This window comes from Hymenobacter monticola (genome assembly GCF_022811645.1).
GTDB lineage: Bacteria > Bacteroidota > Bacteroidia > Cytophagales > Hymenobacteraceae > Hymenobacter > Hymenobacter monticola.
Genome location: NZ_CP094534.1, coordinates 445,477 through 460,059, shown reverse-complemented (window position 1 = coordinate 460,059; position 14,583 = coordinate 445,477). Strand labels below are relative to the sequence as shown.

The 14,583-nt window shown below is 66.0% G+C and carries 8 protein-coding genes; 3 read left to right on the top strand and 5 right to left on the bottom strand.

The features are described 5' to 3' along the window. Window positions 1-150 precede the first annotated feature (150 nt). Complete coding sequence (locus MTP16_RS02040) at window positions 151-1,995, top strand: family 10 glycosylhydrolase (RefSeq protein ID WP_243515544.1); 1,845 nt, start codon at window positions 151-153, stop codon at window positions 1,993-1,995. A gap of 161 nt (window positions 1,996-2,156) precedes the next feature. Continuing rightward, window positions 2,157-3,950 (top strand): hypothetical protein, encoded by a 1,794-nt coding sequence (locus MTP16_RS02035; protein ID WP_243515541.1) that lies wholly within the window; start codon window positions 2,157-2,159, stop codon window positions 3,948-3,950. Window positions 3,951-3,957: 7 nt separating this feature from the next. Here the strand turns inward: MTP16_RS02035 and MTP16_RS02030 are convergent, their stop codons facing one another. From MTP16_RS02030 to MTP16_RS02020, 3 genes are all read right to left on the bottom strand, one after another. Next, window positions 3,958-5,019 (bottom strand): Ldh family oxidoreductase, encoded by a 1,062-nt coding sequence (locus MTP16_RS02030; protein ID WP_243515539.1) that lies wholly within the window; start codon window positions 5,017-5,019, stop codon window positions 3,958-3,960. Window positions 5,020-5,117: 98 nt separating this feature from the next. Beyond that, a complete protein-coding gene (locus MTP16_RS02025) occupies window positions 5,118-5,870 on the bottom strand; it encodes a LytR/AlgR family response regulator transcription factor (protein WP_243515537.1) in 753 nt (250 codons plus the stop codon). A gap of 71 nt (window positions 5,871-5,941) precedes the next feature. Then, window positions 5,942-7,900 (bottom strand): sensor histidine kinase, encoded by a 1,959-nt coding sequence (locus MTP16_RS02020; RefSeq protein WP_243515535.1) that lies wholly within the window; start codon window positions 7,898-7,900, stop codon window positions 5,942-5,944. A 269-nt stretch (window positions 7,901-8,169) separates the two neighbouring features. Between MTP16_RS02020 and MTP16_RS25840 the strand changes: the two genes are divergently transcribed. Continuing rightward, window positions 8,170-12,393 carry a beta strand repeat-containing protein gene (locus MTP16_RS25840; RefSeq protein ID WP_262922654.1) on the top strand — a complete coding sequence of 1,408 codons (4,224 nt, stop codon included), beginning with the start codon at window positions 8,170-8,172 and terminating at the stop codon, window positions 12,391-12,393. 204 nt (window positions 12,394-12,597) lie between these two features. Here MTP16_RS25840 and MTP16_RS02005 read toward each other — a convergent pair whose 3' ends face one another. Together MTP16_RS02005 and MTP16_RS02000 are read right to left on the bottom strand one after the other, a co-directional pair. Next, window positions 12,598-13,551: a Ppx/GppA phosphatase family protein gene (locus MTP16_RS02005; RefSeq protein WP_243515533.1), complete on the bottom strand. Its 954-nt coding sequence runs from the start codon at window positions 13,549-13,551 to the stop codon at window positions 12,598-12,600. 130 nt (window positions 13,552-13,681) lie between these two features. Then, window positions 13,682-14,566, bottom strand: a complete 885-nt coding sequence (locus tag MTP16_RS02000) for a class I SAM-dependent methyltransferase (protein ID WP_243515531.1) — start codon at window positions 14,564-14,566, stop codon at window positions 13,682-13,684. Between the last annotated feature and the right edge of the window lie 17 nt (window positions 14,567-14,583).

Genomic DNA, 14,583 nt, shown 5'->3' with positions numbered 1-14,583 from the left:
ATTAGCCAGCGGCGCCTCACCGGAATTTTTCCGGGAGGCGCCGCTCTTTTTTTTGCCTTCGTGAAAGGCCACTGGAGAGAATGGGTAAAGCATCAGGCAAAAGCGGTACCTTCCAAGCCTCATTTCTTATTCCCACCCTTTCCACATTCTATGGTTTTTTCTACACAATGTTGGCGCGGGCTTAGTCTTGCGCTAGCCCTGCTGGCTCTGGCTTTTTCAGGCCAGTCCCAAACCCTCTCCGCGCCGCCCAAGCGCGAGATGCGCGCCGCCTGGATAGCCCACGTTTTCAACCTCGACTGGCCCAGCGCCCGCACCCGCACGCCCGTGCAGCAGCGCCAGGAGTTCGTGAGCCTGCTCGACCGGCACCGGCAAAACGGCATCAACGCCGTGGTGGTGCAGGTGCGTGCCGCCGCCGACGCCGTCTACCCCAGCACCCTGGAGCCCTGGAGCGAGTGGCTGAACGGCACGCAGGGCCAGGCCCCCAGCCCGGCCTACGACCCGCTGGCCTTCATGGTGCGCGAAACGCACCGCCGCGAGATGGAATTTCACGCCTGGATAAACCCCTACCGCGCCCTCACTAGCGCCACGGCCAGCGTGGCGCCCACCCACGTCACGGTGCAGCACCCCGACTGGGTGGTGCCCTACGGCACCCTGCGCGTGCTCGACCCCGGCCTGCCCGCCGTGCGCCAGTACCTGGTGCGCGTGGTGATGGACGTGGTGCGGCGCTACGATGTGGACGCCATTCATTTCGACGACTACTTCTACCCGGCCCCGCAAACGGGCGTTACTTTCAACGATGCCGCCACGTTTGCGGCCTACCCGCGCGGCTTCACGGTGCTGGCCGACTGGCGGCGCAGCAACGTGGATTTGTTCGTGAAAATGGTGTCCGACAGCATTCGGGCGGCCAAGCCGTGGGTGAAGTTCGGCATTTCGCCGCCCGGCGTGTGGCGCAACGGCACCAGCGTGGGCGGCACGGCCACCACGGCCTTCCAGAGCTACACCGACGTTTACGCCGACTCGCGCAAGTGGCTCAAGCGCGGCTGGGTTGATTACCTGGCGCCGCAGGTGTACTTCGCCATCGGTCAGACGGCCGCCAACTACAGCCTGATTGTGCCGTGGTGGAGCCAGCAGGTGAACCCCGACACCGTGCGCCACGTGTACGTGGGCCAGGGCGCGTACCGGGTGAGCGCCACGGCCACCGAGCCGGGCTTCCGCCTGCCCACGCAGTTGCCGAACCAAATCCGGCTGTTGCGCCAGCAGCCCAACGTGCAGGGCAGTATCTTCTATAGTTCCAATACGTTGCTGGCCAACCCCATGGGGTTTGTCGATTCGCTGCGCACCAGCTTCTACCGCTTCCCGGCCCTGGTGCCCACCATGCCCTGGAAAGATGCCGTGCCGCCGCTAACCCCGCGCCAGGTAAGCCAGTACAACGACGTCGCCCAGGCCGAAACCCGCTTGAGCTGGCAGGCCCCGCTGCCCGCCACCGATGGCGAAACGGCGCGCTGGTACGCCGTCTACCGCTTTCCGGGCCGCACCACGCCCATTACCGCCGCCGACCTGGCCAACCCCGCCAACCTGCTGGGCATCACCGATACCACGGCGTACCGCATTGGTGGCCCGCCCGACCCTGCCCGCTACGTGTACGCCGTGACGGCCCTCGACCGGCTGCACAACGAAAGCGCCCCCGCCAACGTGTCCGTGTTCCTGCTGACAGCCACCGCGCAAGCCAACGCGCTGGCCCTGTTCGAGCCCGCCGCGCCCAATCCCTTTACCGCCGAAACCCGCCTGGCCTTCACGCTGCCCACCGCCGGCCCCGTCAGCCTGCGCGTCATCGACCTGGCGGGCCGGGAAGTGGCCGTGCTAGCGGAAGGGCTACAGGCTGCCGGCCGGCACGAGGCAGCGCTGCATGCGGCCGACTGGCCTGCCGGCCTCTACGTGGTGGTGCTGCAAACTGCGGGCGGCGTGGCCCGGCAAAAGGTATTGCTGCTGCGTTGAGCTGTTGCAGGAACCAGCGATAACGCGGGGCTGGGCCCGGGCCGACCAGGGTGGGCTCACGAATTGCTATAACCCAGCCAATTGGTTCTAAATTATTGCCTGATAAAGCGAACGGCGCGCTAACTTTGGTTGGCGTGCCGTTCGCGTTTCACCTGCTGCTTATGCTGAAAATTTATCCCGTTGTAATTGGACTTGCTGGGTTGTTGTTGGCGGGCTGCGGCCGCGAGCGCAGCCCGCAGGAAACGGCTGCGCCGCCCGCAGCAACTGTAACCGCCCCACTCGCAACCCGTCCGGCCGCGCCACCCACTGCCCTGCCGGCCGAAGCGGTGGCCGCAGCACCACCTCGGGCCTCTAATGTGCCAGCAACCGTTAGCCCCCGGCCCAAGCGCGGCGCCACCTCCTTTGCCGATGTACCCGATGAGGAGCCGGCTGAAAGCCCCGCTCCGGCTGTCGATTCGGCCCGCACGGCAGAGCTGCAGGAGTTTCTGCGGGCCGGGCTGCCCGCGGCGCAGGCCTTCAGCATCCGGCCTGGGCGCGATACGATGATTGTTGGCGCGCAGGGCACCCAGTTGCTCATTCCGGGCAATGCCTGGGACCTGCCCGACAGCGCGGCCACCGTGCAGCTCGAAGTGCAGGAGTTTTATAGCCCTGCCGACATGATACTCGCCGGCCTGAGCACCACCTCGGGCACGGAACTGCTGGAAACCGGCGGCATGCTGCGCGTCACGGCCACGGCCAAAGGGCGGCCGGTGCAGCTGCGGCCGGGCCGCTACGTGCATTTGCGTATGCCAGCCAAAGAAAAAAAGCCGGGCATGCAGCTGTTCACAGGCACCGTGCGCGGCCACGACCAGCGCGTGGACTGGCGGCTGCCCACCGGGCACGGCTCCGTGGCCCGCGTAGAGCCCGCCGGCAAGGCCCGGAAAGCGAGAGAGGAGAGCACCGACCGGTCCCATTTCGAGGACGTGCCACGCCCCCAAATGAAGTGGCCCGAATATGAAGAGCTCCATGAGGAAATGCGCCAGGCTTTCCGTGCCCCGTCGGGTACGCGCCGCCGCCTGCACCGCGTGCCCGACGCCTCCTTCCGTGAAAAAATGACCCTGGAAGAATTGTCGCAGACCTACGACGTGCGCATCGTGCGGCGGGCCACGGTGGCTTTCACCGTCGATTCCAGCGGGGCCGTGACGCGGGCCGTGCCCGACCCCGGCACCGACCCTGAGCTGGGCGCCATTGCCAGCCAGGCCCTCCTGAAGATGAAAGCGTGGAATCCTGCCGAACTGCCGCGCGCCCTCAAAGGCCACGTGCGGACGGAAAATACGCCGGCGGTGTGCCGGCTGAACCTGGCGTTCCCCAAGGTGGGAAACCCCCGGGTTTACTTATCTGCCTGGAGCTTACCGAGCCCCAACCGGAAGCGGGCGAAAGCCCTGCGCCACGAGCTGGATTCGCTGCTGGCCGAAACCGGCTTTCGGAAGCGCTACCGGCAAGACCTGGACTCGCTGGAAGCGCTTAAGCAAACTCGGCAAGGTGCACTGGCCGAGCAGGAGCGGGCCCGCCTGCGCACGCAGTTCACCGATACCTCGCGGGCAGCCGTGACGTCGGCCGGGGTATACAACGAATTGAGCACCCAGGGGTTGAACCTGATTAACTGCGACCGGTTCATGAATGCTGTGGCCCGTGTGGCCTACAAAGTGCGGGTGCCCGAATCGGACGCTATTACCAGTCTGGTCTTCAAAGAAATGAATTCCGTAATGCGCGGCCAGGACACTGGCGGCTTCAAGGTGTTGTTTGATAGGGTGCCCCTGGGCAAAAGTGCTACCGTGGTGGCCCTTCGGCGCGAAGCCGGCGTGACGTACCTGGCCACGCGCTCAGTGCTGGTGCAGCCCATGGCGCTAGAGACTCTACGCTTCCATCCCGTCACCATGGCCGAGCTACGCGCCGAACTGGCCCGCCTCCAATAGGCCAGTCTCAGAGTTTCACACCAAACTTCGCGCCCACGCCTTCCAGGTCTTTCACCACCGCATCGAGCAGCGGAATGCCGTCCATAATGCGATGGGCGGCCATTTCCCGCTCCGGGTCGCCGGGGATGAGAACTTTCTTGCCTTCCACGGCCTGCGCGTTGCGGAAAGTCGAAATCCAGTTGTCCATGTGGGCTTTGAATTCGTCGGCGGGCCGAAAGGCATCGACGCGCATGGCGCCGAAAAAGTGGCCCAGGCCCTGCCCCACGGGGTTGGCCGAGGGCTGCAGAAAGGCCACGAAGGGCGGCACCCAGGGCCCGTAGTTGGCGCCGGAGAGGACGGCCGAGAAAATGTCGACGATGCTGCCCAGGGCGTAGCCTTTGTGCGAGCCAGTGGCGCCGCCGAGGGGGAGGAGGGCCCCGCCGTTTTTTACGGCGTTGGCGTCGGTGCTGGGCTGGCCGTCGGCGGTTTGGGCCCAGCCTTCGGGCAGGGGCGTGCCCTTGCGCTGGGCTATTTCGAGCTTGCCGTTGGCGGCGGTGGTGGTGGCCATGTCGGCCACAAAATCGGGCTGCTCGCCGGCGGGCACGGCCACGGCAATGGGGTTGGTGCCGAGCAGGCGGTCAAGCGAGTAGGTAGGCGCTACGAGAGGGGAGGCATTGGTCATGGCCACGCCTATCATGTCGTGGGCCAGGGGCAGCATGGCGTGGTAGCCGGCAATGCCGAAGTGGTTGGAGTTCTTCACCGACACCCAGCCGGTGCCCACTTGCCCGGCCTTTTCGATGGCCACGCGCATAGCCTTGGGCCCCACCACCAGGCCCAGGCCGCCGTCGCCGTCCACCACAGCGGTGCTGGGCGTTTCATACGTCACGCCCACGCGCGGCGCGGCGTTGATGCGGCCGGCCTCCCACAGCCGCACATAGCCCACGAGGCGGGCCACGCCGTGCGAGTCCACGCCGCGCAAATCAGCCGAAAGCAGGGTTTCTGTGGCGAGGGTGGCGTCTTCTTCGGGGCAGCCGATGCTGCGAAAAACGGCCTCCGTGAAGGCAAAGAGTTGGCTGTAGGAAAAGGTCATGGCGGCAAAATTAAGGGCGGCTGCGGCGTGACGTCCCGCGGCCCCGGTTTCCCCAGGCTTCTTGCTACGAGCGGCCCGGGCCGAAGCGGTGCGCGGCGCTAATCCAGCTTATACAGTCGGCGCAGCAGCTCGTGGTGATAGGTTTGGCTCACGGGCAGCACCTGTTCGCCTACCTGCGCCAGGTTGCGCACCGGGTCGAAACGCTCCAGGTAGTCGAGGTTGATGTGGTAGCTGCGCTGAATCTGCACGAAGCGGTCAGGCGGCAGGTGGCGCATCACCTCGCGCAGGGGCATGCGCACCACCACCGTGCGCCCGGCCAGCACCAGGCGGCACACCTTGTTGTCGGCTTCCACGCTCTGAATTTCGCTCACGCGAATTTTCTCCAGCAAGCCGTTCTCTTTAATGAACAGCGTTTCCGGGGCTTTGACCGGAAGCGGCGCGACTGGGGCAGCCGAAGAGTCAGCCGCCGCGCCGCTGAAGCTGTCGATGGCAAGTGCCATGGCTCGTTTCAGGGCATCGAAGGCCACGGGCTTGATAAGATAGGCGGCCGGGCCCAGTGGCCGGGCGCGGTCAAAGGCCTCGTCGTCGGCCCGGGAGGTGAGGAAGATGATGGGTACGGCGCGCAATTCCTGCAGCTGGCCCGCCAGCTCGATGCCATCCACCGCTCCGCGCAGGTGCACGTCGAGCAGCACCAGGTCGATGGCTTCGGTGCGAAACAGCGAGAGGGCTGTGCGCGCGTCCGTGGCCGGGCCGATGAACTCGCAGCCCAGGTCTTGCAGGTAGGCTTCGAGTTGGTCGGCGTAAATCGGCTCGTCTTCCACCACCAGCACACGAATGGCTAAATCGCCCATAGTTTTTTCGGGTTTCTGCCGAAAAGTACGCAGTCCGAACGACGTAGGGGCGGGGCCTGCCCCAACATTGTTCAAGCCACCTCGCCTGCCAATTGCGCAACCCCAACGCGCGTGCTCACGGCTGCGGGCAGCGCGACAACCACCGTGGTGCCCTGCCCGGGCGCACTCGTCAGCCCCAGTTGTCCGCCCTGGGCGCTGGCAAACGACTGGCTCAGCCGCCAGCCCAGGCCCGCCGGGCCGCGCCGCCCGGCCGGATAGGCGATGGGTGCCTCGGCCAACAGCCGCTGCACTTGCGCGGCGTCCATGCCCGCGCCGGTGTCGCGCACCACCAGGTTGAAGTAGTTGGTCGGCCCGGCTTCAGCGGCGAGGGTGATGGTGCCGCCGGCTGGGGTGACGCGCAAGGCGTTGCTGATGAGGTTGCGCAGGATGGTGTGCGTCATGTTGCGGTCGGCCACCAACTGGCCGGTGGCGCCGGGGGCCACGGTGAGCCGCACCCCGGCAGCTTCGGCGCCGGGTTGGTAGAGCTCGGCGGCTTCGGCCAGCAGGGTGGCGGCGTCCAGGGTTTCGGGCTGGGGCGTGAGTTCGCCGCGCTGGGTAAGGGCCCAGCTCAGCAGGTTGTCGAGCAGGCCGCGGAGGCCCTCGGCGGCTTGTCGCATACGCTCGCCCAGGCCCAGCAGGCGGGCCGTGTCGTGCCGCTCCACGTATCGCTTTAGCAGGTCGGCCAATGCCGAGAAGGCCACCACGGGGCTGCGCAAATCGTGGGCAATGAGGGCATAGAGGCGGTCTTGCTCGGTGCGGGTGGCTTGCAGCTCGGTGTTTTGACGGGCCAGTTGGGCCCGGCTCAGGCGCAGGCGCCAGGCCAACAGGCCGGCCCCGCCCAGGCCGGCGGCCACGGCCAGCAGCAGGCCCCCGAGCAGCCAGAGGTACTGCCGCTGTTTGGCGGCTTGTTGCTGCTGCAGCTGGGTGCGGTGGGTGAGTTCGCGCACGCGGCTCTGCTGCCGCTCGGTGTCGAACTGCACGCGCAGGCGGGCCAGGGTTTGGCTCCGCTCCGCCGATTCCAGGCTGTCGAGCAGGGCCTGGCCGGTGTAGGCCAGGCGGTAAGCGGCCAGGCCCTGGCCCGTTTCGGCCAGCGCAGCGGCCAGCAGCTTATCGCCCTGGGCTTCGAGGCCGGTGGCTTTGAGCTGCCGGGCCCAGGCCACGGCGGGGCGCAACAGCGCAGCCGCCTCGGCGGGGCGGTGGCGGGCCAGTAGCACCTCGGCCAGGTTCAGGCGCGTTTCGGTCTGGCCGAACCGGTCGCCGAAGCGTTGGTAGAGCCGTAACGACTCGTGGAAGCAATACTCGGCCGAGTCGTACTGCCGGTGCAGGGCGTGCACCTTGCCCATGTCGCCGAAGCAGGAGGCTTGGTTGGCGTCGGGCGGCAGGCGGCGGAAGGTGGCCAAGGCCTGGCGGGTGTAATGGGTGCAAAGGCGGTCGACAGAATCGGGCGCGGGCTGTCCGGAGCGCAGCCAGCCGTAGTAGAGCGAGGCCAGGCTGTATTGGCTCAGGCCCTGGTCGGTGAGCGAAACCGGGCGGCGGCGCTGCAGGTGGGCCAGGGCCAGCCGGCCGTACTTCTCGGCTTCGGCAAAGTCCTGCTGCTGGATGGCCACCCGGCTCAGGCCCAGCAGGGCCAGCATGAGCTGGCGGTCGGCGCGGGGCGTGGTTTCGGACCGGCGCACGGCCTGCTGGTAGTAGCGAATGGCAGTCAGCTCGTCGTGCTGCAGGTAGGCGGCCCGGGCCAGGGCGTTGAGCAGGTACACTTCGCCCAGGCCGAAATGCAGCTGCCGGGCCAGCGTCAGGCCTTGCTGGCCATAGGCCAAGGCCTGGGCCACGTTGTGGGTGCTGGTTTGCCAGCACAAGTGGTTGAGCAGCAGCACGCGGTTGGTGTCGGGCGGCGCGGCGGCCAAACGCTGCCGCAGGCTGTCAATGGGCGACGTCTGGGCCCCTGCGCTCAAGGGCAACACTAGTAAAAGCAGGAGGCGAAGGAAGCGCACGAGCCGGATGAAACAGACGGAATTACCCAAGATACAGTGGCCGGGTTGAAACGGCCAACGCGGACTCGCACTCCGAACCCACGGACTCGCACCCAAAACCGCTGCACTCGCGCCCGGAGGGTTTCGGCGGGCAGTCGGTGGGTATACCTTGTGCAGCAAGGAATCCGGGGCCGGTGCCCCATCCGGCGTTAGCCCCATCCGAGGTTTTTCCACCAACCTCTTGCCCATCCCAAATCTCTAAAGCTTTACCTATGCCTGAAACGACTACTTTGTCCCGGTCCACTCGCTGGTTTCGCCTAAGTGGCGCGCTACTGGCTTTGCTGCTGAGCGGCCCGGCGGCCCTGGCCCAGCTCAGCGGCGCCTACACCATCAACAGCGCCCAGCCCACGGGCGGCACCAACTACGCCAGCTTCGGAGCGGCGGCCACGGCCCTGACCACCAGCGGCGTGAGCGGCCCGGTGACATTCACAGTGAGCGGCGGACCCTACACCGAGCAGCTGCGCCTGCCGGCCATCACGGGCAGCAGCGCCACCAACCGCGTCACGTTCAACGGCGGTGGGCGCACCATTCAGTTTACGCCCACGGTAGCGGCTGCGCCGGCCGTGGTGACGCTGGACGGGGCCGACTTTGTGACCATCAACAACCTGAACGTGACGGCTCTGACCGGCAGCACGGCCAGCTGGGGCGTGCAGCTGGTGAACAACGCCGACAACAACGTGGTGAGCAACTGCACCGTGACTGCCGGCGTGGCCTTCAACTGCGCCGGCATCGTGTCGGGGGCTTCCACCACGAGCATCACCGGGGCCGGCGCCACGGCCAACCAGAACGTGACCATCAGCGGCAACACGGTGCAGGGCGGTTACTACGGCATTATCGTGATGGGCAACACGGCCGCCGCGCCCACGCCGGGCGTGGTCATCAGCAACAACACGGTGCGTGACTTTTACCAGTATGGCGTGTACGCGGGCTACCTCACGGCGCCCCAGATTACGGGCAATGAGGCCACGCGGCCCACGGCCGCCTCCGTCACCACCTACTACGGCATCTACCTGACCACCGGCGTGAGCGGCGCAGCGGTGGAGCGCAACCGTCTGCACGGCGCCTACGCCCCGGGGCTGGGCGGCGTGGCCTACGGCATCTACGTGGGCACGGGCACGGCGGCTACGGCCACCACTACCAACGACGTGGTGAACAACCTGGTGTACGACATTTCCAGCTCGGGCGCGACGTACGGCATCTATAACAACAGCTCGGCCTACGCCCGCTACTACCACAACACGATTGATATCAACGACCCCACCAGCACGTCCGTGAACAGCTCCTACGGCTTCTACCAGCTGCTGGGGCCGAATGTGGAATTCCTGAACAACATCGTGCGCATTAACAAGGGCGGAGGCATGCCCCAGTTCGGGGTGTTTCTCTCGACGGGTTCCGGGGGCTCCACCATCTGCAACTACAACGACCTGAGCGGGCAGGGCGCCAACTACATCACCGGCTCCTACGCCCTGACCAGCTTCCCGACTTTTGCTGCCTGGCGTACCGCCAACGGCGGCGCCTTCGACCAGGCCAGCACCAACGCCGAGCCGGGCTTTGAAAACGCGGCCACCGGCAACCTGCGCCCCACTTCCAGCGCCCTCGACGGCAAGGGCACGCCGCTGGCCCGCGTGCCGCAAGACTTTGCCGGCGTGGCCCGTGGCACCGCCCCCGACCTGGGCGCCTACGAATTCACGCCCCCGGCCCTCGATGTGGCCGTGCTCAGCATCGATGCCCTGGCCCCGCCGCTGGCCCCCGGCCCCCGGCCGGTGACGACGACTATTCTCAACAACGGCAGCGCGGTCCTGACGTCGGTGCGCCTGCAGTACGTGCTGAACGGCGGCACCGCCGTGGGCCAAACTTTCACGCTGAGCAACCTGGCCCCGGGAACCGCCCAAAGCCTGACCTTCACCACCCCCGCCAACCTGGTGGCCGGTGCCGACACGCTGACCGTGACGGCCAGCCTGCCCAACGGCCAGCCCGATGCCAACGCCGCCAACAACACCCGGACCACCGTGGCCTACACCGCCCTGCGCGGCACCTACACCATCAACCAGCAGCAGCCCGCCAGCGCCACCAACTTCGTGAGCTTTGGCACGGCCGCGGCGGCGCTGAACGGCGGCGGCGTGAGCGGCCCCGTGCGCCTGAACGTGCTCAATGGCCCCTACACCAACGACCCGTTCATCCTGGGTGTGATACCCGGCGTGAGCGCCACCGACACGGTGGTGGTGGACGGCGGCACCGCCAAGCAAACCCTGACTTACAACGGCACGGTGTCGCAGTCGGCGGCCATTTCCCTGCTCGATACCGACTACGTAACCCTGCAAAACCTGACCATTGACGTGGCGGGTGCCCTGGGGGCAACTATTAATTACGGCACGGGCGTGCAGCTGCAGGGCGCGGCCGAAAACAACCGCATTGCCAACTGCGTGATACTGGCCTCGCTGACCACCACTTCGGGCGGCTGTGTGGGCATTTCCGTAGCGCCCGGCAACTCGGGCACGCTGGTGCCCCCCGGCAACGCCAACAACCTGCGGGTGACGGGCAACGTCATCAGCGGCGGCTATACCGGCATGGCCTTAATCGGCTACACCAGCGCCAGCCGGGCCGCAGGGTTTCGGGCCATTGGCAACGAGGTGCGCGACTTCTACCAGCGCGGCATCGATGTGGAAAACAGCACCGGCGCGCGGGTAATCGGCAACAACGTGCACCGCACCAGCCGCTCGGTGACGACGGTCTTCTACGGCATCTACGGCTTCAACAACCTGTCGTCGGTGGTCGAAAGCAACCGCGTCCACGACACCTTCACGGGGTCGCCCACGGGCGGGGCCAACGCCAGCGCCTACGGCATCTACTATGCGTCTAACAGCGGCACGCTAGGGACTGAAAACGAAGTGGTGAACAACGTGGTGTACAACTTCACTGGTACGGGCATCGACTACGGCATCTACAATTCGAGCACCGGCTATACGCGCTACTACCACAACACCGTATCGCTGGACCAAACGACGTACACCGGCACGTCGAGCTGCTACGGCTTCTACCAGACGGGGGTGGCCAACTTTATTGATTTCCGCAATAACCTGGTGAGCGTGACGCGCGGCGGCACGGGCAGCAAATACGCGCTGTATTTCGGCACGGCAGGCTCCGCCATCACGTCGGATTACAACGACCTGTACGTGAGCGGCGCCACCAGCTACACCGGCTACTACGGCAGCAACCAGGCCACCCTGGCCAACTGGCGCACCGTGAACAGCGCCGCCTACGACCAGAACAGCGTGCAGATAGCCCCGCAGTTTGTGGACGTGGCCACCGGCAACCTGCTGCCCCTGAACGTGGCCCTCGACGGCACCGGCACCAGCGCGCTGCTGGCCCGCGTGCCGCGCGACATCGTGGGCGTGCTGCGCCCGGCCCTGCCCGACCCTGGCGCCTATGAAATGACCGTAGTGCCCAACGACGTGGCCGTGGTGAGCATCAACGCCCCCGCCACGCCCGCCGTGCTTGGTACCAACCCCGTGACCGTAACCATCCGCAACGAAGGCACGGCCACGCTGACTTCGGCCACGCTGACGTACACCGTGAACAACGGTGCCACGCCCGCCACCAACTCCCAAACCTTCAATGGCCTGAGCCTGGGCTACCGCGCCACCCAGCAACTCACCTTCACCACGCCCATTAGCCTCGCCCAAGCTGGCACTTTCACCCTCACCGTAACCGGCAGCCTGCCTAACGGCCAGCCCGACGGCAACGCCAGCAATAACCTCCAAACCATCACCTTCGACCAAAACCAGCCGGCCAACGACGAGCCCTGCGGCGCCCTGGCCCTCACCGGCCAGCTCACCAGCACCACCGCCAACTGCACCACCAGCACCATCGGCGGCATCGTGAACTCGCTACCTACCTGCTCGAACGCGCAGCTACCCAAGGATGCTTGGTTTACCTGGACGCCCACCGTCAGCAACCCCACGTTGTACTTCGGCGGCAACGCGGCGGGCCTGGTGCGCGTGTTCACGGCCGCTACTTGCGCCACCGGGTTTGTACAAGTGACCTGCCGCGCCAGCGCCGGTCCCAACACCAGCCTGGGCGCCGTGGCCTTCACCGGTCTCACAGCCGGCACGCGCTACTACCTGGCCGTAAGCGGCTACGCCAGCAACGACCCCACGGGCCCCTTCACCATTGGCCTCACCCCCCTCGGCACCCGCCCGCAAACCAACGCCCCGGCCCTCGCGGTATTCCCCAATCCCACGGCCACCGGCTCCTTCACCCTGCGCCTGGCCGACGGCAGCGCCCGCACCGGCCGCCTCCAGTTGCTCAACGCCCTGGGCCAGGCCGTGCGCACCCAGGCGCTGACCGCCGCACCTGAGCAGCAGGTGAGCACCCGCGGCCTGGCCCCGGGCCTTTACACCCTGCTGGTGCAAGCCGGTGCCGAGACGCTGACCCGCAAAGTGGTGGTAGAATAACAGAACGACGTAGGGGCGGGGCTGGCCCCCGCCCGGACGTTGAACGATTCGTTGGAACGGCGCAAGTAGCAGGGCGAAGGCCAGCCCCACCTCCACATCGTCCTACCCTAAATCAAGTTCAAGCTGATTCTAAGTAAACGAGAGGCATTTCCCCGCGGGAAATGCCTCTCGTTTGTCATAGAGCCAAAGAGACTTTCGGTGGTTTTACCGGCCCAGCATTTCTGCCAGTACGCCTTCTTTCAAGGCATAAGCCGATGTGCGGATGCGCGTGATTTCGGTGATGCCCAGCACGTAGTCAATCAGCACCGATGCCACTACCAGCATGTCGGCCCGCATGGGCAGGATGCCGGGCAGGGCCAGGCGCTGCGCGTGGTTGCCGCTGAGCAGGTGGCGGTAGCTTTCCTGGAACGATTCCACCGCCAGCTCAGTGCTGGGTGGCAGCTCGCTTTCGGTGCGCAGGCGGCCGAGCTGCATGTCGGCCAGGCTGTCGAAGCTGCCGGAAGCGCCCACCAGGCCCACGGGCCGGTAGCGTTGCACGGCCTCCACCAGTGAGGCTAGCACCGTGGCTAGGTACTGCTGCTCGGCTTCTACTGCCTCGGCCGGAAACACGCCGCTGGGGTCGGGAAAGAACTTGTCGAGCAGGCGTTGGGCGCCGATTTCGAAGCTCTGCTTCCAGAAAATGGTGGTTTGGTTGGCGACAATAAATTCCACCGAGCCCCCGCCGATGTCCATAATCAGCTGCGGCTCCTGGCCCAAATCCACGGCCTGGCGCACGCCTTCGCAAATCAGCTCCGCCTCCCGCTCACCGGGAATGACGTTGACCTGAATCCCGGTTTGCTCAAAGATGTCGCGCACCAGCTCCGGCCCGTTTCTGGTTACGCGCATGGCGCTGGTAGCCGTGGCGCGCACCTCCTGCACTTCGTGCAGCTCTATTTCTTCCTTGAAGCCGGCCAGCGTGTGCAGGGCGCGGGCGTAGGGCTCAGGCGCAATGATGCCGCGGCTGATTCCCCCTTCGCCGAGGCGCACGCCGGCTTTGGTGCGCAGCAGGATGTGGGGCTTGCCGCCGGGCTGGGTGGGCATTTCCACAATGAGCAAGTGGAAGGTGTTGGTGCCCATGTCGATGAGGGCGACACGGCGATGGGCGTGCGAGGTGTGCATAGGGATGTTTTATTCGCCTTTCATCCTGAGCGCAGCGAAGGACCTTACCACATCAGCGCATTTAATATTCTGATGTGAGAAGGTCCTTCGCTGCGCTCAGGATGAAAGGCGGTTTTAATGACCGAAGAAATCAGTTGGCAAACCGGCAGAACGTGCCCAGCGGCAATTTCCGCTGGCCAGCGTCGTGCAGGTAAATCTCGCCCAGCTCGCGCACGGCCTTCGGGCCGGGGAAAACAGCGGTGGTCAGGTTGTCGAGAATCAGGGCCGAGAAGCCCAGCGAGTACAGGTTCACCACGAAGAAATGGTCCTCCGGGTCGAGGAGCTGCTGGCTGAGCTTGAGCATCTCGTTCAGCTCGTCTTCGAGCTGCCACTTCTCGCCGTTGGGGCCGCGGCCGTAGGCGGGCGGGTCGAGGATGAGGCCCTGGTACTTGCTGCCGCGCTTCACCTCGCGCCGCACGTACTTCATGGCGTCTTCCACCAGCCAGCGCACGCCGTCGAGCTGGCTGGCGTCCATGTTGTCGCGGGCCCAGAAGTTCACCTGCTTCACCGAGTCGAGGTGGGTGACGTCGGCCCCGGCGGCGCGGGCGGCCAGTGTGGCGGCCCCAGTGTAGGCAAACAGGTTGAGCACGCGCGGCAGCTTGGCACGGCGTTTTTTGGTTTGGTTAAAGATGAACTGCCAGTTGGGGTCCTGCTCCGGAAACAGCCCCACGTGTTTAAACGACGACAGGCCGAGGCGGAATTTCAGCCGCAGCCCATCGGGCCGCTCGTAGGCAATCACCCACTGCTCGGGCATGCTGGGCTTGAGGCGCCACTGGCCTTTTTCGGTGCTGCCGGGGGCCCGGGCGAAGGCGGCATCGGCTTTTTCCCACTCTTTCAGCGGCAGGTGTGGGTCCCAGATGGCCTGTGGTTCGGGGCGGGCCAGCACGTACTTGCCGAAGCGTTCGAGCTTCTGGAAGTTGCCGGAATCAATCAGCTCGTAGTCGGGCCAGGGCGAGGTAGTGAGGAAGTCGTACATAAGCAGGCTGCAAAGGT

Bases quoted from the DNA above. Each gene is read 5' to 3' on its own strand.
- MTP16_RS02025 (WP_243515537.1), bottom strand. From the start codon at position 5,870: ATGGGCGATTTAGCCATTCGTGTGCTGGTGGTGGAAGACGAGCCGATT.
- MTP16_RS02005 (WP_243515533.1), bottom strand. From the start codon at position 13,551: ATGCACACCTCGCACGCCCATCGCCGTGTCGCCCTCATCGACATGGGC.
- MTP16_RS02030 (WP_243515539.1), bottom strand. From the start codon at position 5,019: ATGACCTTTTCCTACAGCCAACTCTTTGCCTTCACGGAGGCCGTTTTT.
- MTP16_RS02035 (WP_243515541.1), top strand. From the start codon at position 2,157: ATGCTGAAAATTTATCCCGTTGTAATTGGACTTGCTGGGTTGTTGTTG.
- MTP16_RS02040 (WP_243515544.1), top strand. From the start codon at position 151: ATGGTTTTTTCTACACAATGTTGGCGCGGGCTTAGTCTTGCGCTAGCC.
- MTP16_RS02000 (WP_243515531.1), bottom strand. From the start codon at position 14,566: ATGTACGACTTCCTCACTACCTCGCCCTGGCCCGACTACGAGCTGATT.